General features: G+C 66.9%; 22 protein-coding genes. 17 read left to right on the forward strand and 5 right to left on the reverse strand.

Going from position 1 to position 24136, the window contains the following annotated elements:
• The 5 genes from HMPREF0591_RS14615 to HMPREF0591_RS14635 are packed head-to-tail and all read left to right on the forward strand — an operon-like array spanning position 1 to position 4877.
• Entirely contained in the window at positions 1-825 is an 825-nt protein-coding gene (locus HMPREF0591_RS14615) for an SDR family NAD(P)-dependent oxidoreductase (RefSeq protein WP_007169357.1), read from the forward strand.
• A 57-nt stretch (positions 826-882) separates the two neighbouring features.
• Entirely contained in the window at positions 883-1509 is a 627-nt protein-coding gene (locus HMPREF0591_RS14620) for a TetR/AcrR family transcriptional regulator (protein WP_007169358.1), read from the forward strand.
• Positions 1510-1522: 13 nt separating this feature from the next.
• Positions 1523-2200, forward strand: a complete 678-nt coding sequence (locus tag HMPREF0591_RS14625) for a hypothetical protein (protein ID WP_007169359.1) — start codon at positions 1523-1525, stop codon at positions 2198-2200.
• Positions 2201-2202: 2 nt separating this feature from the next.
• Entirely contained in the window at positions 2203-4107 is a 1905-nt protein-coding gene (locus HMPREF0591_RS14630; protein ID WP_007169360.1) for a YhgE/Pip family protein, read from the forward strand.
• A 26-nt stretch (positions 4108-4133) separates the two neighbouring features.
• Positions 4134-4877 carry an SDR family NAD(P)-dependent oxidoreductase gene (locus tag HMPREF0591_RS14635; RefSeq protein WP_244268899.1) on the forward strand — a complete coding sequence of 248 codons (744 nt, stop codon included), beginning with the start codon at positions 4134-4136 and terminating at the stop codon, positions 4875-4877.
• On the opposite strand, the gene HMPREF0591_RS14640 is transcribed toward HMPREF0591_RS14635, so the two are convergent.
• Both HMPREF0591_RS14640 and HMPREF0591_RS14645 read right to left on the reverse strand, forming a co-directional pair.
• The gene (locus tag HMPREF0591_RS14640; RefSeq protein WP_007169362.1) at positions 4870-6027 is read right to left on the reverse strand and encodes a Zn-dependent alcohol dehydrogenase; all 1158 of its coding nucleotides are present in this window, start codon (positions 6025-6027) and stop codon (positions 4870-4872) included. The genes HMPREF0591_RS14635 and HMPREF0591_RS14640 overlap by 8 nt on opposite strands.
• Positions 6028-6036: 9 nt before the next feature.
• Positions 6037-7263 (reverse strand): cytochrome P450, encoded by a 1227-nt coding sequence (locus HMPREF0591_RS14645; protein ID WP_007169363.1) that lies wholly within the window; start codon positions 7261-7263, stop codon positions 6037-6039.
• A gap of 150 nt (positions 7264-7413) precedes the next feature.
• Between HMPREF0591_RS14645 and HMPREF0591_RS14650 the strand changes: the two genes are divergently transcribed.
• The 6 genes from HMPREF0591_RS14650 (at position 7414) to HMPREF0591_RS14675 (ending at position 13548) form a co-directional block, all read left to right on the forward strand.
• The gene (locus HMPREF0591_RS14650; RefSeq protein WP_007169364.1) at positions 7414-7773 is read left to right on the forward strand and encodes a Rieske (2Fe-2S) protein; all 360 of its coding nucleotides are present in this window, start codon (positions 7414-7416) and stop codon (positions 7771-7773) included.
• Between the two features lie 5 nt (positions 7774-7778).
• Positions 7779-8819 carry an amidohydrolase family protein gene (locus tag HMPREF0591_RS14655; RefSeq protein WP_040622859.1) on the forward strand — a complete coding sequence of 347 codons (1041 nt, stop codon included), beginning with the start codon at positions 7779-7781 and terminating at the stop codon, positions 8817-8819.
• Positions 8816-9964, forward strand: coding sequence for an amidohydrolase family protein (locus HMPREF0591_RS14660; RefSeq protein WP_007169366.1), 1149 nt, complete (start codon positions 8816-8818; stop codon positions 9962-9964). Before HMPREF0591_RS14655 ends, HMPREF0591_RS14660 begins: the two co-directional genes overlap by 4 nt.
• A 134-nt stretch (positions 9965-10098) precedes the next feature.
• Positions 10099-11070, forward strand: a complete 972-nt coding sequence (locus HMPREF0591_RS14665; protein WP_007169368.1) for an alpha/beta hydrolase — start codon at positions 10099-10101, stop codon at positions 11068-11070.
• 94 nt (positions 11071-11164) lie between these two features.
• On the forward strand, positions 11165-12307 hold the full coding sequence (locus HMPREF0591_RS14670; RefSeq protein WP_007169369.1) for an acyl-CoA dehydrogenase family protein: 1143 nt from the start codon (positions 11165-11167) through the stop codon (positions 12305-12307).
• Complete coding sequence (locus tag HMPREF0591_RS14675) at positions 12304-13548, forward strand: acyl-CoA dehydrogenase family protein (RefSeq protein WP_007169370.1); 1245 nt, start codon at positions 12304-12306, stop codon at positions 13546-13548. Before HMPREF0591_RS14670 ends, HMPREF0591_RS14675 begins: the two co-directional genes overlap by 4 nt.
• Here HMPREF0591_RS14675 and HMPREF0591_RS14680 read toward each other — a convergent pair.
• Positions 13545-15509: a SpoIIE family protein phosphatase gene (locus HMPREF0591_RS14680; protein WP_007169371.1), complete on the reverse strand. Its 1965-nt coding sequence runs from the start codon at positions 15507-15509 to the stop codon at positions 13545-13547. The two genes, HMPREF0591_RS14675 and HMPREF0591_RS14680, sit on opposite strands and share 4 nt — an antisense overlap.
• Before the next feature lie 219 nt (positions 15510-15728).
• Between HMPREF0591_RS14680 and HMPREF0591_RS14685 the strand changes: the two genes are divergently transcribed.
• From HMPREF0591_RS14685 to HMPREF0591_RS14695, 3 genes are read left to right on the forward strand one after another with little or no spacing between them, the layout of a single operon-like run.
• A complete protein-coding gene (locus HMPREF0591_RS14685; protein ID WP_007169372.1) occupies positions 15729-16229 on the forward strand; it encodes a hypothetical protein in 501 nt (166 codons plus the stop codon).
• A 13-nt stretch (positions 16230-16242) separates the two neighbouring features.
• Positions 16243-17733 (forward strand): molybdopterin-dependent oxidoreductase, encoded by a 1491-nt coding sequence (locus HMPREF0591_RS14690; RefSeq protein WP_007169373.1) that lies wholly within the window; start codon positions 16243-16245, stop codon positions 17731-17733.
• Position 17734: 1 nt separating this feature from the next.
• The gene (locus tag HMPREF0591_RS14695) at positions 17735-18058 is read left to right on the forward strand and encodes a hypothetical protein (protein ID WP_007169374.1); all 324 of its coding nucleotides are present in this window, start codon (positions 17735-17737) and stop codon (positions 18056-18058) included.
• Here HMPREF0591_RS14695 and HMPREF0591_RS14700 read toward each other — a convergent pair whose 3' ends face one another.
• The gene (locus HMPREF0591_RS14700) at positions 18059-18454 is read right to left on the reverse strand and encodes a hypothetical protein (RefSeq protein ID WP_007169375.1); all 396 of its coding nucleotides are present in this window, start codon (positions 18452-18454) and stop codon (positions 18059-18061) included.
• 274 nt (positions 18455-18728) lie between these two features.
• Here HMPREF0591_RS14700 and HMPREF0591_RS14705 point away from each other — a divergent pair, with 274 nt between their 5' ends.
• A complete protein-coding gene (locus HMPREF0591_RS14705) occupies positions 18729-19952 on the forward strand; it encodes a PPE family protein (RefSeq protein WP_040622861.1) in 1224 nt (407 codons plus the stop codon).
• 73 nt (positions 19953-20025) lie between these two features.
• On the forward strand, positions 20026-21405 hold the full coding sequence (locus tag HMPREF0591_RS14710; protein ID WP_007169377.1) for a PPE family protein: 1380 nt from the start codon (positions 20026-20028) through the stop codon (positions 21403-21405).
• A 54-nt stretch (positions 21406-21459) separates the two neighbouring features.
• Here the strand turns inward: HMPREF0591_RS14710 and HMPREF0591_RS14715 are convergent, their stop codons facing one another.
• Positions 21460-22467, reverse strand: coding sequence for a tellurite resistance/C4-dicarboxylate transporter family protein (locus tag HMPREF0591_RS14715; RefSeq protein ID WP_007169378.1), 1008 nt, complete (start codon positions 22465-22467; stop codon positions 21460-21462).
• 419 nt (positions 22468-22886) lie between these two features.
• Here HMPREF0591_RS14715 and HMPREF0591_RS14720 point away from each other — a divergent pair.
• A partial coding sequence (locus HMPREF0591_RS14720) for a KasA/KasB family beta-ketoacyl-ACP synthase (protein ID WP_007169379.1) occupies positions 22887-24136 on the forward strand: 1250 nt, incomplete at its 3' end.

Raw genomic sequence — 24136 nt, forward strand, 5'->3', positions numbered from 1 at the left:
ATGACGCGCAGGACGATTGTCATCACCGGTGCCAGCGACGGCATCGGCGCGGCTGCGGCTCGTCGCCTCAGCCGCACCGGCGACCAGATCGTCGTGGTGGGCCGCTCCCAAACCAAGACCGCCGCGGTGGCCGCCGAACTGGACGCGGACCACTTCGTCGTCGATTACGCCGACCTGTCCCAGGTGCGGGCGCTGGCGGACAAGATGCGTTCGCAATACCCGCGCATCGACGTGTTGCTCAACAATGCGGGCAGGATGGCCAGCAAGATCGAGCTGACGCCCGACGGCTACGAACGCACCTATCAGGTCAACTACCTGGCGCCGTTCCTGTTGACCACCCAATTGCTGGATGTGCTGCTGGAGTCCCGCGCCACGATCGTCAACACGACGAGTTCGTCGCACAAGCTGATCTTCCGTGCCACCGTCGACGACCTGGAGAACACCGCCAGCCGCCGGCCCGCCGCGGCCTACGCGTTCTCGAAGCTCGCAATCGCGTTGTTCACCAGGGAATTACACCGGCGCTACCATGCCGACGGCCTCTCCGTTGCGGCCGTTCATCCCGGCAACGTCAACTCCAACATCGGCGTTGCCTCGGGTTCGCGATTTCTCGTGTTCATGCAGCGGTACACCCCGGCGGTGCTATTCATCTCGACCGCGGACCAGGGCGCCGACCAGTTGGTGCGGCTGGCGTCCAGCACGCCCGTATCGGAGTGGACGCCCGGCGCGTACTACGCCAAGCGCAAGATCGCCAAGACCAGTCGCCTCGCGGACAACCCGCGACTGGCCGCCGAACTGTGGGAGCGCACCGCGACCAGGCTGCGCTGACGACTCCCGCGCGGGTGATCTTCGATACTCAATAGTATCTAACCGATACTGGCGGGTATGCTGCTGCACATGTCGCCCGTCAAACCGCTTCGCACCCGCCCCACCCGCGGCGAGGTTCGCGACCGCATCCTGGATGCGGCGTCGAAGGTGTTCGCTGCCGAGGGTTTCGCCGGCGCCACCATCGACGCGATCGGTCAGGCCGCGGGCTTCACCAAGGGCGCGGTGTATTCCAACTTCGAGTCGAAGGACGAGCTGTTTCTGGCCCTGCTCGACCGCGAGTTCGAGCTGCGCGGCGAGCAGATCGCGATAGCGCTGGACCGCAGCGACGGCGACACCGCCGCCGCCGCGCGCGAGGTGAGCCGGTCGGTGCTCGACTCGGTCCGCGACCATTCCGACTACTACGTGCTGCTCGTCGAATACTGGCTGCGCGCCCAGCGCGATCCGCAGCTTCGGGACCGCCTGATCGAGCGCCGTCGCGCCGCGGCCGGCCAGGCGCTACACATCGTCGAATCGACCGACACCGTGCCGGGCGACCGGCGGCTGACGGACATCGCCCAGCTCGTCGTCACCCTCAACCTGGGCGTGGCGATGGAAGAGGTGCTGCGTCCGGGAACCATCAACCCCGATCTGCTCGCGCAACTGATCACCGCACTGCTGGAATCGATTCCGGTTTCCGGCGCTTAGGGAAAGCCACACCATGGATGCCGAAGACGAACCGGACGACATCGCACCGGTGATCACCGCCACCGGATTGGGGGTCGACGGTGAGCACGGGCCGCTGTTCTCGGGGGTCGACCTGGCCCTGACGCCGGGGTTTCACGCCATTCAGATGCCCGGGGGGCCGGGTCAGACCACGCTGTTGTTGACGCTCGCGGGACGCTTCAAGGCCAGTCACGGCTCGCTGAGCGTGCTCGGCGAAATGACGCCGCGCGCCATCCGCCGCCTGTGCGCGATCGCGGCCTTCGACGACATCGACGAACTCGAAGAGTCGGTGACCGTGGCGACCGTGCTCGCCGAACAACGCCGGTGGCTGGCGCCGTGGTATTCGCTGGTGCCGCTGCAAGCCGGTCAGGCCGAGCTGACGGAGGTCTTCGGTGACATACCCGCGCCGTCGTCGGACACCTACATCGTCGAATTGTCCGACCTGGAACTGTTTTTGCTGCGCATCACACTCGCGCTGATGTCGAATCGTCCGATTCTGGTGATCGGTGACCTCGAGCAAGTGCGCGACAACTCCCGGCGAGCGACCGCGGTGGAACGGCTGGGTGCGATCGCCCGGCAGCGCACCATCGTCGTCGGAGTCACCAACCCGCTCGGCACCGACGCACCCGAGCACGAGCTTCACGATCGCCGCGTCCTGACCGGAGGAGATTGACGATGTTGGCTGGACTCGCATTCGGCTCGGAGATCAAGCGTTTCGGTCGCAGCCGTTTGACGCGGGTGGCGATCGTCGTGCTGATGTTGCTGCCGCTGGTGTACGGGGCGCTGTACCTGTGGGCGTTCTGGGATCCCTTCGGCCACACCAACAAGATGCCGGTGGCGCTGGTCAACTCCGACCGTGGCGCCGTCGTGTCCGGGCAGCAGTTCAACGCCGGCGACGAGATCGCCAAGAGCCTCACCGCCGACGGCGGGTTGGACTGGCACGTCACCGATTTGGCGGAGGCGCGCAGCGGAGTGGACCACGGGAAGTACTACTTCATGGTCGAGTTGCCGCCGGATTTCAGTGCGGCGATCGCATCGCCGGTGACCGGGCAGCCGAAGAAGGCCAACCTGATCGCCTTCTACAACGACGCCAACAACTACATCTCCACGAGTATCGGCCGCACCGCCATCAGCCAGGTGCTCAACGCCGTGTCCAGCCGGATCTCCGGGCAGGCCGTCAATCAGGTGCTGTCGATAGTGGTTTCGTCGGGATCGGGCATCAAGCAGGCCGCCGACGGCGCCGCTCAACTCGACGACGGCGCCGGCCGGCTGGTAGGTGGTCTGGACAGCGCCCGCTCCGGCTCGGCAACGCTTGCCGCTGGAGCCAGGCAACTCTCGGACGGAATCAACCAGGCCACCGACCCGCTGCTCGCGGTGACCAAGGCGGTGTCGGAAATCGGCGGCAGCACGCAGCAGCTGCAACAGGGCGCAACCGCACTTCAGCAGGCCAACGACCAGATCGGTGCCATCTCCGCGGCGCAGGATGCCGCCGCCAACTCGCTCTCGCCGGTGATCGATCAGCTTTCCGCGCGGCAGGATCCGCTGGCCAACAACCTGCGTGGCATCCAAGATCAGCTCCGGGGTCACCAGTTCACGCCCCAGATTCGCCAGCAGCTCATCGATGCGCAGAACGCGGCGATTTCCTTGACCTCGGGGTTGCGCACCCCGGGCAGTCCACTCGGGTCGGCGCTCGACCAGGTCGGCAGCAAGGGGCAGGAGCTGACGAAGAAGCTCACCCAGTTGCGCGACGGAGCGCAGCAGGTTGCCACCGGCAATGCGGAATTGGCGGGCGGCATCGCCAAACTCGACGACGGTGCACGACAACTCAAGGGCGGATCGGCCGAGCTGGCGACCAAACTCGCCGACGGGGCCAAGCAGGTGCCCAATTGGACCACCCAGCAAAAGGATGCGGTCGCCGACACCATCGGGGGTCCGGTGCAACTCGAGGCTTCACACGAGAACGCCGCGCCCAACTTCGGCACCGGCATGGCCCCGTTCTTCCTGACGCTGGCCTTGTTCTTCGGTGCCTTGGTGCTGTGGATGGTGCTGCGGCCCTTGCAGAGTCGTGCGATCGCCGCGGAGGTGCTCGAAATCCGGGTGGCGCTCGCCAGCTATCTGCCCGCGGCCACGATCGCGCTGTTCCAGGCGACCATTCTCTACTGCGTGGTCCGGTTCGCCCTCGGCGTGCACGCGGTGCACCCGGTCGCGATGCTGGGGTTCATGATCCTCATCTCCGCCGCTTTCGTGGCCGCCACGCAGGCGATCAACGCGCTCGTGGGCCCGGCGGTCGGGCGCGTGCTGATCATGGCCCTGCTCATGCTGCAGCTCGTCAGTGCCGGCGGCCTGTACCCCGTGGAAACCACGTCGCGACCCTTTCAGGTCCTGCACCGCTTCGACCCGATGACCTACGGCGTCAACGGACTGCGCCAGCTCATCCTCGGCGGGATCGACGGACGGCTCTGGCAAGCGATCACCGTGCTGGTTGCGATGACGGCTGTCGCGCTGGCAATCTCATCGTTGTCCGCACGACGAGATCGCCTGTGGAACCTCAGCAGGCTGATCCCGGCGATCAAGATGTAGCGGCTCTGCGATCGAAAGGCATGCGCATGTCGGTGACCGCGTTGGTGACGGGCGGAGCGTCGGGCATCGGAGCCGAAGTGGCCGGCCGGTTGCGCGACGCGGGGTGCGACGTCGTGGTGTGGGATCTCGCGGGCGCCGACATCGTCTGCGACGTCAGCGATCCCGACGCGGTGACGGCCGCGATGAAACAGACCGTGCGCGAGCACGGCACGCCGACCCGGATCGTCACCTGCGCCGGAGTCGGCGCGTCCGGCCTGTTGCTCGAACAGTCCCCCGCGGAATGGAACCGGGTGCTGGGTGTCAACCTCACCGGAACCTGGCTGACCATTCGGGCCGGGGCGCGGGCGATGGTCGACGCCGGGGTGGGCGGCTCGATCGTCGCGGTCTCCAGCATCAGCGGCACCCTCGCCGACCGGGACATGGGCGCGTATTGCGTGTCGAAGGCGGGGGTGGACATGCTGGTCAGGGTCGCCGCGGCGGAGTGGGGCGTGCACGGCATAAGGGTGAACGCGGTCGGACCGGGCGTCACGCGCACGCCCATGCTGGCAAAGCCGGAACAGCTGCCCGGGTGGGTGGAGGCCCTGTCCGAACGCACGGCGCTCGGGCGTCTGGGGGAGGCCGACGACGTGGCCGCGGCGATCGTGGGCGTGCTCGAGTTGCCCTGGGTGACAGGCCAAGTGGTGCACGCCGACGGCGGGCTGGCGCTGCACAGCCCCATCGACGCCTACGGCCAGCTGCAGCGGGTGCTGGGCCGGAAGGGCCTCAGCTGATCCCGAAATCGATGACGCCCCGGATGATCTTGCCGTTGCGTAGGTCGTCGTAGGCGTCGTTGATCTCGTCGAGGCGGTAGCGCCGGGTGATCATCTCGTCGAGCTGCAGCTGCCCGGTTTGATAGAGCCTGGCCAGCCGGGCGATGTCCGCCCGAGGGTTGCACGAGCCGAAGATCGTTCCCGCCAGCGTCTTGTTCATCAGGATGAAGTCCTGCAGGTCGATCTTCACCGATCGGGTCAGTTGCGAGGTCATGCCGGTGAGCACACACGTCCCGCCCTTGCGGGTCAGCTGCAGCGCATCGCGGACGTCGCCAGGGGTGATCAGCGAAGGGGAGACCACCACGGCGTCGGCCATGACGCCATAGGTCAAGTCCCGCACCATGTCCTGCGCCTCGGCGGCCGTGGCGGCGGTATGGGTCGCGCCGAACCGCAACGCCGATTTTTGCTTGAATTCCACGGGGTCCACCGCGACGATCTGCGCGGCGCCGCTGATCCGCGCGCCCTGGATCGCGCCGGTGCCGATCCCGCCCGCGCCGACCACGACGACGGTGTCACCGCCGCGCACCCCGGCGCGGTTGGCGGCCGAACCGTAACCGGTGGGAATGGCGCACGACAGCAGCGCGCACGGCGCCAACGACAGCTGGGGCTCGATCTTGACGAGTGAGTTCGTCGACACCACAGTGTGTTCGGCGAACGCGCCGACCTTGGACAAGTGCCCCAGCGGTCGGCCGTCGGCGGTGTGGTGACGGAACGTGCCGTCGGTGGGCATGCCCGGTGTCAGGGTGAAAGCCCCGACGTCACAAATGTATTCCATGCCCGTCGCACACCAGCGACACTGGCCGCACACCGCGACGAACGACAGCACCACGTGATCGCCCGGGGCGAAATCCGTGACGCCGTCGCCGACTTGCCGCACGATGCCGGACCCCTCGTGGCCGCCGATCGTCGGGAACATCGTCGGCAGGCCGAGGGACCGCATCACGTCGTTGGGCGCCGACATGTCCCCCGTGAGGATGTGGTCGTCGGAGTGGCACAGCCCCGCCGCCGCCATCTCGACCAGGACTTCGCCGGCGCGGGGCGGATCGAGCTCGAATTCCTCGACGGACCACGGCCCGCCGACGTCGTGCAGGACGGCTCCCTTAGTTTTCAAGCGGCTTCCCTATGCGGCCGGGGAGAAGGTGACCGGAAGCTTATTGGGGGAACGAAAGGTCAGCCCGACGATCTTGGACTCCTGACCCGTTCCGTCGTCGGCCACGAAGGCCAGATCCCTGACCCGATCGAACAGGCTGTTCAGCATGACCCGCGTCTCGAGCCGGGCCAGGTGCATGCCGAGGCACATGTGGATGCCGCCGGCGAACGCGATGTGCGCCTGGCGCGGCCGCCGGATGTCGAAGGTATTCGGATCGGTCCAGCGGCCCTCGTCGCGGTTGGCCGAGCCCATGCACATGTCGATCTGCGCGTCGGCCGGGATTGTCTTGCCGCCGATTTCGACCTCTTCGGTCGTGGTCCGCATGACCATCGTCAGCGGGGTTTCGAAGCGCAGCCCCTCTTCGATTGCCATCGGTATCAGCGAGCGGTCCTGGTAGACCTGCGCCAGCTGGTCGGGGTGGGTCAGCAGCAGGTACAGCAGGTTGCCCGAGGATCGGTAGGTGGTTTCCAGCCCGGCGGGCAGCAGCAGCCGCAGGAACGCGATGATGGCCTCGTCGGTGAGCTTCTCGCCGTCGATCTCGGCCGCCACCAGGTCGCCGATGATGTCGTCGGTGTGTTTGCGCCGCCGCTGCTCGACCTGTTCGAGGAAGTAGCCGTGCAACTCCGCCGCCGCGTTGAGCCCGGCGACGATGTCGGTCGGGATGGAGATGAGGTCGAGCGACAGCCGCCGGAAGAAGTCGAGGTCCTCCGGGGGCAGACCGAGCAACGTGGAGATGATCCGGGTGGGGAACTCGAAGGTGACCGCCTTGACCAGGTCCGCGTGGCCGTCGTTCTTGATCTCGTCGACCAGTTGATCGCACACCGGCCCGATGACCGACGGTTCCCAGCGTTCCAGCGCGGTGGCCCGGAAGGCCTTGGCCACCAGGTTGCGGTGATCATGGTGCTCCTTGCCGCCCATCGCCAGGATGGTGTGGCCCATCACCAAGCCGATCGTCTCGTCGTACTTGTGGGAGCTGAAAATCCGGTCGTCGCGGAACGCCTGGAACAGCGGGTCGTAACCGAACAGCACCCACTCGTCGTTCGGCCGCAGCTCTTCCGGCATCTGTGAGTGGTCCGCCAACGCGCCGTGCCACACCGGGTCCGTGCGCCTCATGTACTCGAAGAACGGGTAGGGACTGGTCTCACCGGTGAGGTCGAGTGCGACGGGCTGGTTGGTGGGGTCGGTGCTGAGCGTCATTCAGCGCTCCTCCTGGACAGCCGGTAAGCGGATTGGTACGCGGGAATATCGCTATCATAGTATAAATAGCAACTAAGCCCAACGGGCTTGTCGTGGTTACGGTAACGGGCACAGTATTGATGCTGCGTGGCGTCGGAGGCGGTGATATAGGTGCCGGAACGGCGATTGGTGTGCGCCCTGGACGAGCTGCCGCCCGGCGGGATGAAGCTGGTCGACGTCGGCAAGTTCGGTGTCGGCGTCTACAACGTGCGCGGCGAGTTCTACGCGATCGTCAACTACTGCTCGCACGAAGGGGCCCCGCTGTGCCTGGGTCTGCTCGGCGGCACGAACGAGTACGACCCGGACGAACCCGGCGGCCTGCGGCGCGCCCGCGACGGTCAGATCGTCCGATGCCCTTGGCACAACTGGGAATTCGACATCACCACCGGGCAAAGCGTCGCGGACCCGACGCGGCGCATCCGCACCTACCCGGTCGACGTCAGCGACGGGGAGGTGTACCTGACCGCATGAACCCGATGATCATTGACGCATGCGTGCAGCCGCATTTCCGCTCCAATGCGGAGATCCGGCGCTACCTGCCCGCCGCCCACCGGCTGCGCTCGATCCCCGACGTCGAACAGCAGTGGTACTCCGCACCGGGCGGGGACTACCGCCCCGATCTCTATGGGGAGCACTACCCCGGGTCGGATCCGGAGTCCGTGAGCCGACACCTTTTCGATGACGTGGGCGTCAATTATGCCGTCCTGAACCCGCTGACCCGCGGCAACATCGCCGACTACCTGCTCAACAGCAGGATCTGCGCGGCGGTCAACGACTGGCTGCTCGACCGCTGGCTCGAGCCGGACTCGACCGATCGATTCCGGGGCACCATCCGGGTGAACCCGGAAGACCCCAGGGGCGCGGTCGCGGAAATCGAGCGCCTGGCCGAGCACCCGAAACTGGTGCAGGTCGGCGTCCCGATGCAGTCGCGCGAGCCCTACGGCAAGCCGATGTTCGAGCCGATCTGGGAGGCGGCCGCCGCCCACGGCCTGCCGGTGGCGGTGCACATCAACGGCGGCAACGGCGTCGACTATCCGCCCACCTTCGCCGGGCATGCCCACACCTATCCCGGATACGCGGCGTTCATGCCGCTGAACTACTTCGTGCACCTGGCCACGCTCATCGTCGAGGGCGTCTTCGGCAGGCATCCCGACCTGAAGTTCGTCTTCGCCGACGGCGGCTACGACATCCTCACGCCGTTGATCTGGCGGCTGGACACCTTCTGGGTGTCGATGCGCGATCAGACGCCCTGGGTCGACCGCTACCCCAGCGAATACCTGCCCAGCCACGTCCGGTTCTGCTCGTCGGCGTTCGACGGGCCCACCGACGCGGGCGACATGCAGCGCTGGATGGAGTTCAGCGCCAAGTCCGACCTGCTGATGTACGGGTCGGCGTATCCCCACTGGTCATTCTCGCCGCCGGACGGCGTGGCCGAGGGCCTGGACGCCGCGCAACGCGACAAGGTGCTGTGGCGAAACGCCGCCGAGCTGTACGGGCTGAAGGAGCGTGTCCGATGACCACCATCGAACGAGTCGAGTCGCGGACGGGTCACGACGACGAAATTGCGGTCACCATCGTCGACACCGACGTCCATCCGTTGCCCGTCTCGACCGACGTGCTGAAGTCGTACGCGGCGCCCGAATGGGTGGACAAGATATGGCCGACCGGCAACGCGGTGACGCCGGTGCCGCATTTCTACGACACCCCGGATTCGTACAAGACCATGTCGTTGCGCCTGGACGCCGCCCCGCCGGGCGGCGGGTTCGCGGGCAGCGATCCGGAGTTCGCCGCCAAGCAGCTGCTGCTCGACGCCGGCGTCAGCATCGCAACCCTCGAGCCGATGTGCGACGCGCAGTTGCCACAGGCCGAACACGCGCTCAAGTCGGCCTACAACGACTGGCTCGCCGACGTCTGGCTCGAGACCAACAACGGGCACGGCCGCTGGCGCGGATCGATCAGCGTCAGCGCGCAGACGCCCGAGCAGGCGGCGCGCGAGGTCGAACGGTGGGCGGGGCATCCGTACATGGCCCAGGTGCTGATGACGCCGCAGACACGCGGAATTCCTTTCGGCAACCCGCATTTCGATCCGCTCTACGAAGCCGCGGCGCGCAACGGTCTCCCGGTCGCCACGCACCTGATGGGGCAGACGCCGTTCGAACTCATTCCGCTGTACCCGGTCGGCAACCCCGCGCATTGGCACGACTTCTTCGCCTCCTGGCCACTGTTGTACGTCTCGCATCTGATGAGCCTGGTGTTCGACGGCGCTTTCGACCGCCACCCCGACCTGCGGGTGGTTTTCGTCGAGGGCGGGTTCACGTGGGCGATGCCGGTGATGTCGCGGATGGACCGGATCTGGGAAGCGCGTCGCGGCGACCTGCCCCACGTGCGGCGCCGCCCGTCGGACTATGTGCGCGAGCACGTTCGGTTCACCACCCAGCCGCTCGAAGACGTCGACAGCGTGCGATTCCGGGAGTACCTGGAGCTGATGGACCTGGGCGACAACCTGATGTTCTCCACGGACTACCCGCACTGGAGCTACGACTCGCCGGCCTACGCCATCAACCGATTCCCGGCCGACCAGCGGGAGCGGATCATGCGCGGCAATGCGACCGCGCTCTACGGGTTGCCGGCGACGGTCAAGGCGCTTCCTGGCGAGCGGTGAATCCGGTCCTCACCGCAGCGTCGAGCACCTGGTCCGTCGCCGCGGGCAATCGCAGGTCTACCTTGAAGAGGGTTTCCGGTGCGCCCCGCGCCGGGAGCCACATGCCCGCACGATGAGCCCGGAAGACGAGAAGTATGACACAAGCGAATCTGACGCGGCCGCAGGGCCTTACCCGCATCGATCCGGTGCTGCGTGAGGCGGCCACCGCGCTGGGCGTGGCCGAATTCCGCACGGAGACACTGCCGGCCGAACGGGAACACGCCAACCGGCTCGCCGCCGAGCGCGCCGCGGCGGTCGACGCTGCCGGTGTGACCGTGGAAACGCGCACCATCGCCGGCCCGGGCGGCCATCAGCTGACCCTTCGTCTGTACCGGGGTCCCAACCTCGATCCGGCCGAGTCGGGCTCGCCCCTTGTCTTGTACGCGCACGGCGGTGGCTTCGTGACCGGCAACCTGGACACCGACCACGCGCCCTGCGTGGAGCTGGCCAGAGAGGGCGGTTGCCTGCTGGTGTCGGTCGACTACCGGCTCGCGCCCGAACATCCGTGCCCGGCGGCGCTCGACGACGTCGAGGCCGGCTTCTACTACGCCATCCGCAACTGCGCCGAGCTGAACGTGGACGTCAATCGCATCGCGGTGATGGGCCGCGACGCGGGTGCGGCGCTCGTGGCGGGCCTGAGCCAGCGCATGTTCGACGCCGAGGGTCCGCAGATCCTGGTGCAGATCCTGCACCAGCCGATGCTCGACTCCGACGCCACGCAGTCGCGGCGCGAGTTCCAGCGCACCCCCGGCCTCAACGGGCCGGCCGTGAGCCGGGCCTGGGGCCATTACCTCGGGCATGCCAGCGCCAGCGGCCAACACGTCCCGGCGCACCGCGCCAACCTCGAGGGCCTGCCGCCCACGTTCATCAGCTGCGCGGAAATCGATCCGTGTCGCGACGAAGCCATCGACTACGCGAACAGGCTGCTGCATGCCTACGTCCACACCGAATTGCACGTGATCGCAGCGGCATTCAACGGGTTCGACTCGCTGGTTCCCGAATGGGTGGTTTCTCGGGAGAACAGGGCCCTGCACGCGCGCTCGCTGCGACGTGTGTTCGCCATGTAGCGCTGACCTGCGCTATCGACAGAACTCCGGTATCTCTTACCGTAGCGCTCGTTGCTACCATCGAAAATGCCGGAGAACGCCCACGAGAGGCAGCATGACCACACTCGACTCTCCCGAAAAGACGTTGTTCACGTCGACAACACAAGCTTTTCTGGAAAAGGAAGCGCCGCTGCGCCGCGTGCGGGAGTTGCACTCCGCGGGGCTGTCCTTCGATCCGGCATGGTGGCGGCGAGCCGCGGAGCTCGGCTGGACCGGCCTGCTGGTGCCCGAGGAACTGGGCGGCGGCAGCGTCTCGGACAGCGGGTTGGCGGATCTGGCCATGGTCGCCGAACAACTCGGGAAGACCGTGGCGTCGGGACCGTTGTACCCGGTCAGCGTGGTGCTAGCGGCGCTCGTCGAGTGCGCGGACCCGCAACCGCACAGTGGGGCCATCGAGGGGCTGATGTCCGGGGAAACCGTGGCGTCATGGGCGGTTTCGGAGCCGGGCCGGGGCTGGGCGCCGCTGAATCCGGCGGTGACGGCCACCCCCACCGATTCCGGCTATCGCATCGACGGCATCAAGGACCGGGTCGAAGCCGGCGCCCAGAGCGCCGCGCTGCTGGTGGTGACCCGGTGCGGTGACGGGCTGCGCCAATTCCTGGTCCCTACGGATGCGCCGGGCGTGACGATCGCCCCCCAGCAGTCGGTCGACCTCGTCAAGCAATACGCCCGGGTGCATTTCGACGGTGTGGTGGTGGAGCGATCCGCGGCCGTCGGCACCGCCGCCGAGACCGCCGCGCTGGTCGAACGGCAGAGCCAGATCGCCCAGACCCTGCAGTGTGCCGAAGTGGTCGGCATCCTGCAGACGGTCTTCGACCTGACCGTCCAGTGGGCGCTGGACCGGCACACCTTCGGTCGCCCACTCGCGTCCTATCAGGCCCTCAAACACAAGTTCGCCGACATGAAGCTGTGGCTGGAAGCGTGCCGCGCAACCACCGCCGCGGCGGTGGCCGACGTTGCCGCCAACTCACCCGGGGCGGGCCTGTCCGCCAGCGTCGCCAAGTCCTACGTCGGCGAAATGGCTGGCCAGGTCGTCCAGTCCTGCGTGCAGATGCACGGGGGCATCGGCGTCACCTGGGAGCACGACCTGCACCTCTATCTGCGCCGGGTCACGTTGTACCGGTCGATGTTCGGGACGCCCGAGGAACACAACCTGCGCGTCTACGAGTACGAGAAGGCGGGCCGGTCGAACAGATGACGCCGACCGAATCCGTCGCCGAGTTCGCGGCGCGGGCCAGGGCCTGGCTCGCGGACAACATGCCGCCGATCGATCCCGAGTCCCCGCCGCCCGCGCCGCGCGACGACGAACGATCCTGGAGGCGCGCCCGGGAGCTGCAGAAGCGGCTGCACGACGGCGGTTTCGCCGGGATCTGCTTCCCCCGCGAGTACGGCGGCCTCGGCCTGGACTACGAGTATCAAAAGGCGTTCGACGCGGAATCCCTCACCTACGAGATGCCGCTGATCCTCAACACCCCCACGTTCACCATCTGCTGCGCCACGCTGCTGGACACCGGCAGTGAGGATCAAAAGCGGCGACACATCGCCGCGGCGCTGCGCGGCGAGGAGGTCTTGGTGCAGTTGTTGTCGGAGCCCAGCGGCGGGTCCGATCTGGCGGGGGTGATCACGCGGGCCGAACGCCGCGGCGATCGCTGGGTGCTCGACGGCGCCAAGACGTGGAGCACGAGCGCGTTCGCCGCCGACTACGGACTGTGCCTGGCCCGCACCAACTGGGATGTGCCCAAGCACGAGGGCCTGACCATGTTCCTGGTGCCGATCGCCCATCCCGGAATCACGCTGCGGCGCATCACCATGCTGAGCGGCTCCACCGAGTTCTGCGAAGAGTTCCTCGACGGGGTGGACGTCGGCGACGACGCCGTCGTCGGGGAGGTCGACGGGGGCTGGGCGGTGGCGTCGCGCCAGCTGTATCACGAGCGCCGCGCGGTCGGCCAGGGCTCCGAGTTCGCCAGCGGCAGCGGCAGCGAGGGCGGCAACGCGAATCCCGTTGACTACGTGGGACTCATCGAGAAGACGGGGCAGGCCGGTAACGAACGCGTGGAGCAGCTGGCCGGCCGCGCGATGGTCCAGCGTGCGGTGGGCGAGCAGCTGATCGGCCACGTGTACCGCAGCGTCCGAGATGGTACGCTGCCGCCGGCCGCCGGCACGCTCATCAGGCTGTTCCACGCCGAGACCGTGTTCGTGGACGTCGACACCGCGATGGCGATCGCCGGAAGCGCGGGCGTGGTCGGGGAATCCGGCGAAGGCCTGGAAACCGGGCTGCGCTACCTGTCGCGCCAGACCGTGGCGATGGGCGGCGGCACCACCGAGATGGCGCGCAACGTCATCGGGGAGCGGGTGCTGGGCTTCCCGCGGGAATACGCGGCAGACCGCGGCGTGCCGTTCAAACAGGTGCGGCACGGCAAACGGTCTGCGGGTTCCTAGCCCTCGGCGACGAGATTCTCCGCGAGACCACCGGCGACCGGCAGCTGCACCAGCGACAAGACATGGTGCGCCGGGCTTCCCGGCGGGGCCACCAGCACGTACTCGCTGCCTTGTCGCTGCGCTCGGTCGCGCGCGGCGGCCAGCGCGCTGACGCCGGCGGAACCGAGTTGCGTCACTGCGCTGAGGTCGATCGTCAACGGCGCTATCCCGGAACGGCTTTCGACCGCGATCTGGCGATCCAGCGTGGAGGCGGTGTGGGAGTCGACGTCGCCGCTGACGACGATGCGGCCGGGTTCGGCGACCACGGAGGCGAATTCGGAATTCATCGACCGCTGCCGATCGGCCCGGGTGACCAGCGTGTCCGTGACGAAATTGGCCGGCCGTGACAGGCGGTGCGTCAGGCTGGCGGTGGTGCCGGCGGGCCCATGCGTGACGTGCGCGCTGGACACCAAGGCTTCGGCCATGGCCAGCCCGCGGCCGCGGCCTTGCTCGCCTTCGCGGTGATCCTTCCACTGTCCATGGTCGACGACCGAAGCGTACAGGTTGCCGTCTCCGGCGAGCGACGCCTCGACGACGACGCCGTCGGAAACCTCTGTGGCATAGCCGTGTTCGACGGCGTTTTCCACGAATTCGGAGATGGCGTGCACGATGTCGGAGATGTCGTCGGAGGCGGCGCCGACGTCGGAGAGCCATTGACGCAGGCGGACGCGCACGGCGCGGGCGGCGTGAATCGTGGCATCCAGTGTCATCTGCAGCGGTGGCGGCGGCGTTCGCCGTTGCGCCGCAAGCAGAGTGATGTCGTCGCTGTAGCCCGTCGGGCGAAGCAGCAATTCCAGTGTCTCCGAACAGATACGGTCGATCGCGCGTGCCGAGGACCCGATCACGAACCCACCCTGGCCGGCGGCGATGTTCGCGGCCAGTTCGGCGAATTCCGCGGTGCTGGCCATCAGCGGCCGCCCGGGGCGCTCGATCAGGCCGTCGGTGTAGAGCATGACCGCGTCACCGGCGTCGAGGAATTCGGTGCGCACCGGGAAACCCGTGCCGCTGCCCAGCGGACCGGCCCCGGACGGCTCGAGGTAGCGCGACCCCTCACCCCCGACCAGCAGCGGCGGCGGATGCCCGGCGGTGCAGTACTGGAATTCACCCGTGGTGAAGTCGAGCGATCCCACGCACACGGTGGCGGATCTCGAACCGGGCACGTGTTCGTGGAAGCGGTCGACCGCCGCAAGCGCCTCGGCGACCGGATAACCCGCCACGATCTGCATCCGCAGGGCGGTGCGCAATTGCGACATCACCGCGGCCGCTTCGACACCGTGGCCGACGACGTCGCCCACGATGAGAACCAGCCGATCCCCAAGGGGGACCGCGTCGAACCAGTCGCCGCCGGCCCCGGTGTCCTCCGCGGCGACGAGGTACTCGGCCGCGACGTCGGCGCCGGGAACGACGGGTACCGACGGCGCTAGCAACGCCTGTTGCATGACGGTGGCCGAATCGCGCACGTTGCGGTATCGCTCGGACAATTCCTCCATGCGGGCCTCGGCGGCCTCCCGCGCCCGCACCCGCTCGGTCACATCGACGAACGCGAGCTGCACGCCCTCGATCGAATCGTCGTCGCCACGCCGCGCCGTGACAATGAAATCGAAGAAGTGCTCCTGTGCTTGCCCCGAGCCCTCGAAATCGGCCTGTACCCGCCACTCGGTACCCGACTGCGGCTCGCCCGTCTCATAGACCCGGTCGAACATTTGCAGGATCTGCTGGCTCTCCAGCTCGGGGTAGACCTCGCGGACGAAGAGCCCGATGCTGTCGACCGGCGGGCTCAGTGCGCGGTAGGCGGCGTTGACCGCAACGAAGCGGTGGTCAGGCCCCTCGAGGCCGACCAACAGCGCGGGGACATTGTCGAAGATGCGGCGGACATCGTCGGCCGCACCCACGGTCTTATCCCAGTTTCTCTCGGCCACCATTGGCCGTCCCTCCTACGGACCCATTCCCTGACCGAGTCCCGCAAGCTGGTCATCAGGCGCTGCGCGCGCGCCAAGTGCAGACATAAAGAGTATCAATGGCGTCCGGGTGCTCACTGCAGCAGTTCTCCTGGCGTGGCGTGCGGTCGTGCGGCGACCGCGTTCCGGCCTGCCATTTGACCGGCTCTGTTTGCAATTGATCAGCGTGGGTACCTCGCCGCCATGGTCAATGTCGTCCCCCGGCCGTTGATCTCGATATGGCGGCGCATCATGTCGTCGCCGTTGCTCACCCTGAATGGCTGGGTCGCCTTCAACGTGCCGCGAGCGGTGACAGCCTTAGGGATATCGCTGCTGATGGGTCTGGTCGCGGTGCATGTCTACGTTGTTCTGACGGAGCCGGATCCGCCGCTGTATTTCATTGTCTACACGGCCGTGCTGGCGGTCGCCTGCCTGATCGCGGGTGGCGCCATGGTGTTTGCGGCAAAACCCCTTGTGCCGCAAGCCGGTTGGTATTGGGGCGGCTTGGTGTGCCTGGCCTTTCTGGGTGTCTATCTGGTCAGTCGGTGGGTGAGTCTTCCGGGACTCGTGGCCGTGACGGCTAGATGGGACTTCGCGCCCGGCACCTTCGCGATGGCGTTCGCCGCGGCCTTTGTCGCTGTTCACACGACGGTGTTGTCGGGCATCAATGTGGCTTACCCGCAACGCCGGCAATGGCCCGACTGATGGGAGCCCAGGCATGACAACGCTCGATTACCCGGCATGGCTGCGCGTCGAGCACTGGTTGAACCTGCTGTTCGTGACGCTGATCATCCGCAGCGGCATCGAAATTCTCTCCACTCATCCGAAGCTGTACTGGCATGACGACAGCAAACCGGGCACCGAATGGGCGCGCTTTACCCGCAAGGTGATGCCGCGCGACCGCATCTACGACACGCTCGACGAAGAAGAGGATTATCACCCGCTGATTTCGTTGCCGGGCCACGCCCAACTGGGCGTCGGGCGCCATTGGCACTTCTTCTCGGTCATCGGTTGGATCCTGGTGGGGCTGACGTACTACATCTTGCTGTTCGCGACCGGTCAATGGCACCGATACTGGCCGTACTCGTGGTCGATCTTTCCCGACGCGTGGAACGACATCGTCACCTACATGTCCTTCAATCTGCCGACGGTACTGCCCGGTCAGCCACTGGATGCCGTCCAGAAGTTGACCTACGCGGGTGTCATCTTTCTCCTGGCGCCGTTTCAGATCTTGACCGGAGCCGCCCAGTCCCCGGCGATCGAGGCGCGCTTCCCCTGGTACGTACAGATGTGGGGTGGACGCCAGTGGGCGCGCAGTCTGCATTTCCTGGGGCTGATCGCGTTTTTGATCTTCATCGTGATCCACCTGTCGATGATTTTCTTTTGGGGATGGGGCAGGCTCACCGCATTGATGATCTTCGGCTCCGTCCGCAACATCTATTGGGCGACGGCGCTGTCCTTGCTGATCGTCGCGGCGGTCGTCGCCATCCACGTTGCGGCCACGCTCTGGAGTAGTCGCAATCCGCGATCGGCGCAGCGCATACTCGGGGCGGTGGTGTCCTCGGTTCGGCGGGTGTTGTTGCGGCCGCTGAATTCCCGGCAGAACTACCCGGCAAGCAAGATCTCGCCGCAGCACCGGGTCAACGGAAAGCCCCCGACGAGCATCGACTTCAAGGTGATGGCCGTGCACAACTTCGTCGACTGGCGATTGCGGGTGGGTGGCCTCGTCGAGAACCCGGTGATCTTGGACCTCGCCGCGCTGCGGTCGCTGGCCGAGCCGGAGTCGCAGTGCGTCATGCACAACTGCGTGCAGGGCTGGACCAGCATTGCCGAATGGAAAGGGGTGCACCTGGGCCGACTCGTGGAGCTGGTGCGACCCCTGCCGCAGGCGAGGTACGTCTGCTTTCTGAGCATGCAGGACAACAGCACCGACGAACCGGCGTCGCACGGCGGGGGCCAGTTCTACGAGGTCATCGATTTGGAATTCGCGCACAAGCCGCAGACGTTGCTGGCGTACGAGATGAACGGCGTGCCGCTGCCGATCAAGCACGGCGCCCCCTTGCGATTGCGGGTGGAGACCCAGGTGGGCTTCAAGATGACGAAATGGATCAACCAGATCGAGTTCGTCGAGGACTTCGCCGGTATCGGCTTCGGTACCGGGGGCTGGCGTGAGGACCGCGTCTTCTACGACAAAGATGTGGAGATCTGAGATGACCCAGGGTGCCGGCGAGCACGTCGGGGTCCGCCCCGAGCTGATCAGTTTGGACGGCGCGGCGCGTCAGCGCGTGCTGGAATTCGTTGCGGTGAAAGGCGGACATTGCGAGGCCTGTGGCGCGAGGGATTTCGCGGTTGGCGATGCCATGATCATGGGCTTTCTGTTTCTCGACGAGGATGCCGACGCCTACCTCGTGGCGCTGACGTGTCGCAACCCCGAATGCCCCAAGCCCAGGACCGCGATCAGGCTGAGCGGCAACGATTTTCTGTCCGAGGAGCAACAGGCCCAGGCGATGTCGCTCAGGTCCTCGATCGCCTGATCATGCGCGCGGTCGGCGGCGCCATCCCGTCGCACGATCGTCGCGGCGATGCCGGCCGCTCGCGCGGGTGTCGGGGCAATCCCCGAGATCGGGTCGAGCCAGCTTGAATCGGTCGATCAGGGGTGAGACCGCGCGCAGTTCGTCACAGAGGGACTGAAACCTGCGCTCGTCGGCCTCGTCGAGCAGGCCGATGGAACTGTAGTGCGCGATGCGCGGTAGCCGCCCGGCGAGTGCCGTTCCCCACCGCACGCTGAGGTCGTAGATGTCCTCGTCACCGAAGACGTCGTCCGCCGCCTTCTCTTCGCCGAGTGCCCTGAGCCGCTCGAGTTGTTCGCTGAGGAACTCGATGTCGTCGTCGATGCTGACGTGCACTTTGGCTTTCGGTGCCACGCTCATGCGGCTCTCCTTTCCCGCAACCGGCAGCGTTCCGGCATCCCTGTCGGCGGGTGAGTACCCCCGCCCACGACGATGCAACACGCGACTTCACGCAAAAAATGCATCATGCAACTGTTGGTTTAGGTAACTGTTTACAGGGTATCGACAGCATCTGGTACGGCCGTTGCCAGCGTATTAGCGGCAAACTCCGGGAAATCGCTCGGTGACGCGCAATGCGCCGCTCGCGGTGGATTGGGGTTGGTTTGCGGCTATAGGCAGGAGGTGTTGTATGGCAATAGATTTCGGGATGCTTCCGCCGGAGATCAACTCCACTCGCATGTATACGGGCCCCGGGGCCGGACCGATGCTGGCGGCGGCCGCGGCGTGGGACGAGCTGGCGGCGCAGCTGCACGCCACGGCGGCGAGCCAATCCTCGGTTGTCTCGGGTTTGACGGCGCAGTGGCGCGGTCCGGCGTCGGAGACCATGGCGGCCGCCGCCGCACCCTACACGGCGTGGATGAGCACCGCGGCCGGCCAGGCCGAGCTGACCGCAGGCCAGGCCAGGGCGGCGGCCGCCGCCTACGAGACCGCGTTCGCGGCGACCGTGCCGCCGGTGTCGGTGGCGGCGAACCGTGCCCGGCTGCTGGCGTTGGTCGCGACGAACTTCTTCGGTCAGAACACCCCGGCGATCATGGCCACCCAGGCGGAGTACGCCGAGATGTGGGCGCAGGATGCGGCGGCGATGTACGGGTACGCCGCGTCCTCGGCGACCGCCGCGCAGGTCACCCCGTTCGCTCCGCCGCCCCAGACAACCAACCCCGCGGGCGCACCGGAACAGGCCGCATCGGTCGGCCAGGCCACCGCGACGGCGGCCGGCGCACAGGCGACCCGCCTGCCCCAGCTGATGTCGGCGACGCCGCAGGCGTTGCAAAGCCTCGCCGCACCCATGCAGGCCGCGGCTCCGGCGGCGGCGCCGGCAGCGGCCGCCGATCCGCCATCACTGTTTTCGGCGCTCGACGGCTTCATCACCGGCCCGTTGTCGCCGGCGTCGCTGTTCACCATTCCCGGCGTTCCTTACCTGCTGGGCATACAGAGTTATCTGACGCCCCAGGCCGGCGCGAACTTGACCAGGGCGTCGGAGAATTACTCGAAAGCGCTGGCCAAGGCGGATGCCGCGGGCGTACCGCGCATGGTCAGCGCGCCGGTATCCGCGGGAGTTGGTCGGGCGGGACTCGTAGGTGGCTTGTCGGTGCCGCAAGGTTGGGCGTCCGCAGCCCCCGAGATCAAGACGATCGCTGCGACGTTGCCCCAGAGCAGCCTCAGCGCCGCCCCCGCGGCGCTCGCGGCCGATGGGCAGGGAAGCCTGGTCGGCAACATGGCCTTGTCTGGGTTGGCCGGCCGCGCAATGGCTGGAACCGGCGGGGCCGCCGCCCGTTCCACCGGGATGGGCGGCGCCGCGCCCGCCGCGGGGGAGGCCACCACGGCCAACATCTTCGTGATCCACGAGGCGGCCGAATGATGGCGACGACTGCGACGCCACCGCCAGCGACCGCAGCCATCCACTCATTCCGGGCGAATTGAGGAGGCCAGCAATGGACTACGGGGTGTTACCACCGGAGATCAATTCCGCGCGCATGTACGCGGGCCCCGGATCTGGATCGATGTTGACCGCCGCTGCGGCGTGGGATGAGCTTGCGACGGAACTGCGTTCGATCGCGGCTTCCTATTCCGCAGTGATCTCGGGGCTGACCACTGCGTGGCTGGGTCCGTCCTCGACGAGGATGGCCGCCGCCGCCGCGCCGTACGCGGCATGGTTGAACGCGACGGCTGCACAAGCCGAACAGAGTGGAAGCCAAGCCAGGGCGGCGGCCGCGGCCTACGAGGCCGCCTTCGCGGCCACCGTACCGCCGCCCGTGATCGAAACGAATCGCGCCGAGCTCGAGTCGCTCATCGCCACAAACACTTTCGGTCAGAACACCGCGGCGATCGCGGCGAACGAAGCCCGATACGCCCGCATGTGGGCCCAGGATGCGGCAGCTATGTACGGGTATGCCGGTCAATCGGCGGCGGCCGCCGCGGTAACGCCGTTTGATCCGCCCGCGCAAAATACCAACCCGGCCGGCACCGCGGGGCAGACCGCCGCGGTGAGCCAAGTTGTCGGTACGTCAGCGGGAACGAATAGCCAGGCCGCGTTGTCCCACTTGACGTCCGCGACGCCGAGCGCGCTGCGAAGTCTTGCGGCCCCCGCCGCGGTGAATCCGCCATCGGCGTCCTCCCTGGCGAGTTTTCTGAGCAGCCTGAATTCCTCCCCGTTGGCGAAGCTGGCCGGGAATGTCGAGCTGATACCGAAGGCGGTCCTGCCGGCCAACGACGTGCTGATCAGTACCATCATGGGGTTGGTGATCGGCGCGCGGCATCTGGGTGACCTGACGGTCGCGGTGAAGGCCGCCACGCCGGGTCTGGCAGCCGGACTCGGCTACGCCGCACCGGCATTGGGCTCGACGGTGTCGGCCACCGTCGGCCAAGCCGGCTTGGTGGGCGGATTGGCCGTTCCGCCGAGTTGGGCCGTCGCGACGCCGGCGATCAGGACAGTCGCCGCGGTGTTGTCGGGTACGTCCGAGAGCGCGGTCGCGGCGGCCACCGTGAGTGAGGGAAGCTTTTTCAGCGGTCTGGCGGTGGCGGGCATGGCAGGAGGCGCGCTCGGTGCCGCCCTTCCGCGCGCCCTACCCGGCGTCGGCGTCAAAGGGCGCAAGCAGCCCGTCAAGGACGGGGCGAGCCTCAAAGACGGTGACTCGCCGGAAAACCTGCAACGCGTCGTGGCCGAGATGGCGGAAAACCCGGGCAGTGTCCAGCACTGGCATACCGACCCAGACCACCTTGATGGCCTGCTGGACGAGTTACGAAAGAAACCCGGCACCCATGCGGTGCATGTGAAGAACGGCAAACCCAGGATGACGCTACCGGGCAGCTAGCCGCGCAGCGGCGTGCCGGAACCGATAACCCCGCAGCGCGATAGCGCCACGGGGTTATCCTCGCCGCCGGTCGGCAACGGCCCGGGGTATGCGTAGTAAGCCGGCGATCACCACGATGGACCAGGCCAGCAGCGCGTCCCAGAAGAAGACCAGCGAAACCGTTTGCAGCGATCTCGCATGCATCTCCCCGGCGGTCATGTAGGTAGCCACCGAATACATGCCGAGCGGGAACACCAGCGTCCACCACGCACCGGTAAATCGCAGCAGCTTGGGGCGCTGCTCGACACGGTGCAACCCGAAGTAGATCAGCGGGGGGATCCACAACGTCGCCAGCACCCAGGCCGTCAACGTGGTCGCGTTGACGGTTCCGCCCAACCAGCTTCGGGTTTGGAGATGAATATCGTGGCCTGCCACGACGGCGATGGCCAGCGCCCCCATCAGAATCCATGTGTCGGGCTCGAATCCGTCGCGATCCAGGCGCTCGTCGACCGCGCGCCACGCGATCAATGCGGTCACTGCGAGGTAGAGCGCCAGCGCCAGCACCCACATGACCACCGCGGCGGTGAACCATTGACGGTGCCCGGTGCTGCCTGCCAATTTGGTGGCCACGATCGCCAGGCCGGACGTGGCCACGCTCGACAGCAGCCATGCGCCGTGGACTTGGTCGCGCAGGCCTGCCAGGCGTCGCCGTGCGATGTCGCGCGTGCTGGCCAGCATCAAACCCAACCACGCCGCGGCGGCGATGGCGCCAAGGATCGGGAGGACCAGCGGGTGGTCGGACGAAAGCCGGTTACACAGCACGGCGCATGCCGCAACGAAGGTGAACAGGGGCATGGTGTTCTCGAGCTTGGCCAAATCCCACGGCAGAGCCCGACGTCGGGCCGCGGCGCTGACGATCGTGAGTACGACGAGCGCTGCCCACGCCAGCACCGCGATCAGACTGAGCGCGTTGCTGATCAACGTGTAGTGATGATTCTTGGCGGCGGTCGACAAGATCCCGGTCGCCATCACCGATGCGAACGCGTCAGGGGAGACCTTGAGGCTGCTCAGCCGGATCGTCATGGCGCACCTGGGGGAGTCGCTCGCTTGGGCGGAGCCGAGGTGACGCCCGGGTTGCACATATCGGCGAGCTCCTTCCGTTCATGCGGCCACGGCGGTTCGGCCCCGGGACGCCCGGGTGCCCTGCACATCAGGGTTTCCCCGTGAGCCGCTTTTCATGCGCCGTTCATGCACCATGGGTCATCGGCGTCAGCGCTCGCCGCTTCGCCAAACGAACTGCTGGCCAGGAAACGAACGCCCTTTCTTTGTGCGGCACTAACACGCATTGGGCCGAAAAACGTTACAACGCAGGATTTTTCGGATTGTCTGGCCGGTCAAGGGCGAGCTGCGCGGCTGCGGCGGGAACCCAAAATATGTTTCCATGGTGTATGAATTAGCTTCTCCACTCACACAACGAAATTGACGGAACGGTAGCGAAACGAATGGCCTTGTTGGCAACGGGCGACGGCCTCCCGAGCGTCGTCGTCACCGGCGTGGCGATGACGACTGCCCTCGCCACCGACGCGGAGCACACGTGGAAGTTGTTGTTGGACTGTCAAAGCGGCATTCGCGAACTCGACGATCCGTTCGTCGAGGAGTTCGATCTCCCCGTCCGCATCGGCGGCCACCTGTTGGAGGAGTTCGACGGTCAGCTGACCACGGCTGAGTTACGCAGGATGAGCTACTTGCAGAGGATGGCGACCGTGGTGAGCCGCCGGCTGTGGGAAAACGCCGGCTCGCCGGAGGTGGAGCCGAATCGCTTGATGGTCTCCGTCGGCACCGGGTTGGGTTCGGGCGAGGAACTCGTCTTCAGCTACGACGACATGCGTGTGCGGGGGAGCGCGGCGGTGTCGCCGCTCGTCGTGCCGAAATACATGCCCACGGCGGCGGCCTCGGCCGTCGCGCTGGAACGGCACGCAAGGGCGGGGGTGATGACCCCGGTGTCGGCGTGCGCGTCGGGTTCGGAGGCGATCGCCCGTGCCTGGCAACACATCGTGTTCGGCGATGCCGACGTCGCCATTTGCGGTGGCGTCGAGACCCGAATCGAAGCGGTTCCGATCGCCGCCTTTGCCAAGATGCGGATCGTCATGTCGACGAACAACGAGAGCCCGGCCGGTGCCTGTCGCCCGTTCGACAGGGATCGTGACGGTTTCGTGTTCGGCGAGGCAGGCGCCCTCATGGTGATCGAGACCGAAGAACACGCGAAAGCGCGTGGAGCCAACATCCTGGCCCGCCTGATGGGCGCCAGCGTGACCTCCGACGGCTTCCACATGGTGGCTCCCGACCCCGACGGGGAGCGCGCCGGTTACGCGATGAGCCGGGCGATTCAGCGTGCCGGGCTGACGCCCGCCGACATCGACCATGTCAACGCTCACGCGACCGGCACCACGGTCGGAGACCTCGCCGAGAGTAAGGCGATCAACAACGCGCTCGGGTGCAACAAGCCGGCCGTCTACGCACCCAAGGGCGCGCTCGGCCACTCGGTGGGTGCGGTGGGTGCGGTGGAATCCATCCTGACGGTGCTGGCGCTGCGCGACCAAGTGATTCCACCGACGCTCAACTTGGAAAACCTGGATCCAGCCATCGATCTCGACGTGGTGGCGGGCAAGCCACGGCAAGGGAAGTACCGGTACGCGATCAGCAATTCGTTCGGATTCGGCGGACACAACGTCGCCCTCGCCTTCGGGCGGTA

This window comes from Mycobacterium parascrofulaceum ATCC BAA-614 (assembly GCF_000164135.1).
Lineage (GTDB): Bacteria > Actinomycetota > Actinomycetes > Mycobacteriales > Mycobacteriaceae > Mycobacterium > Mycobacterium parascrofulaceum.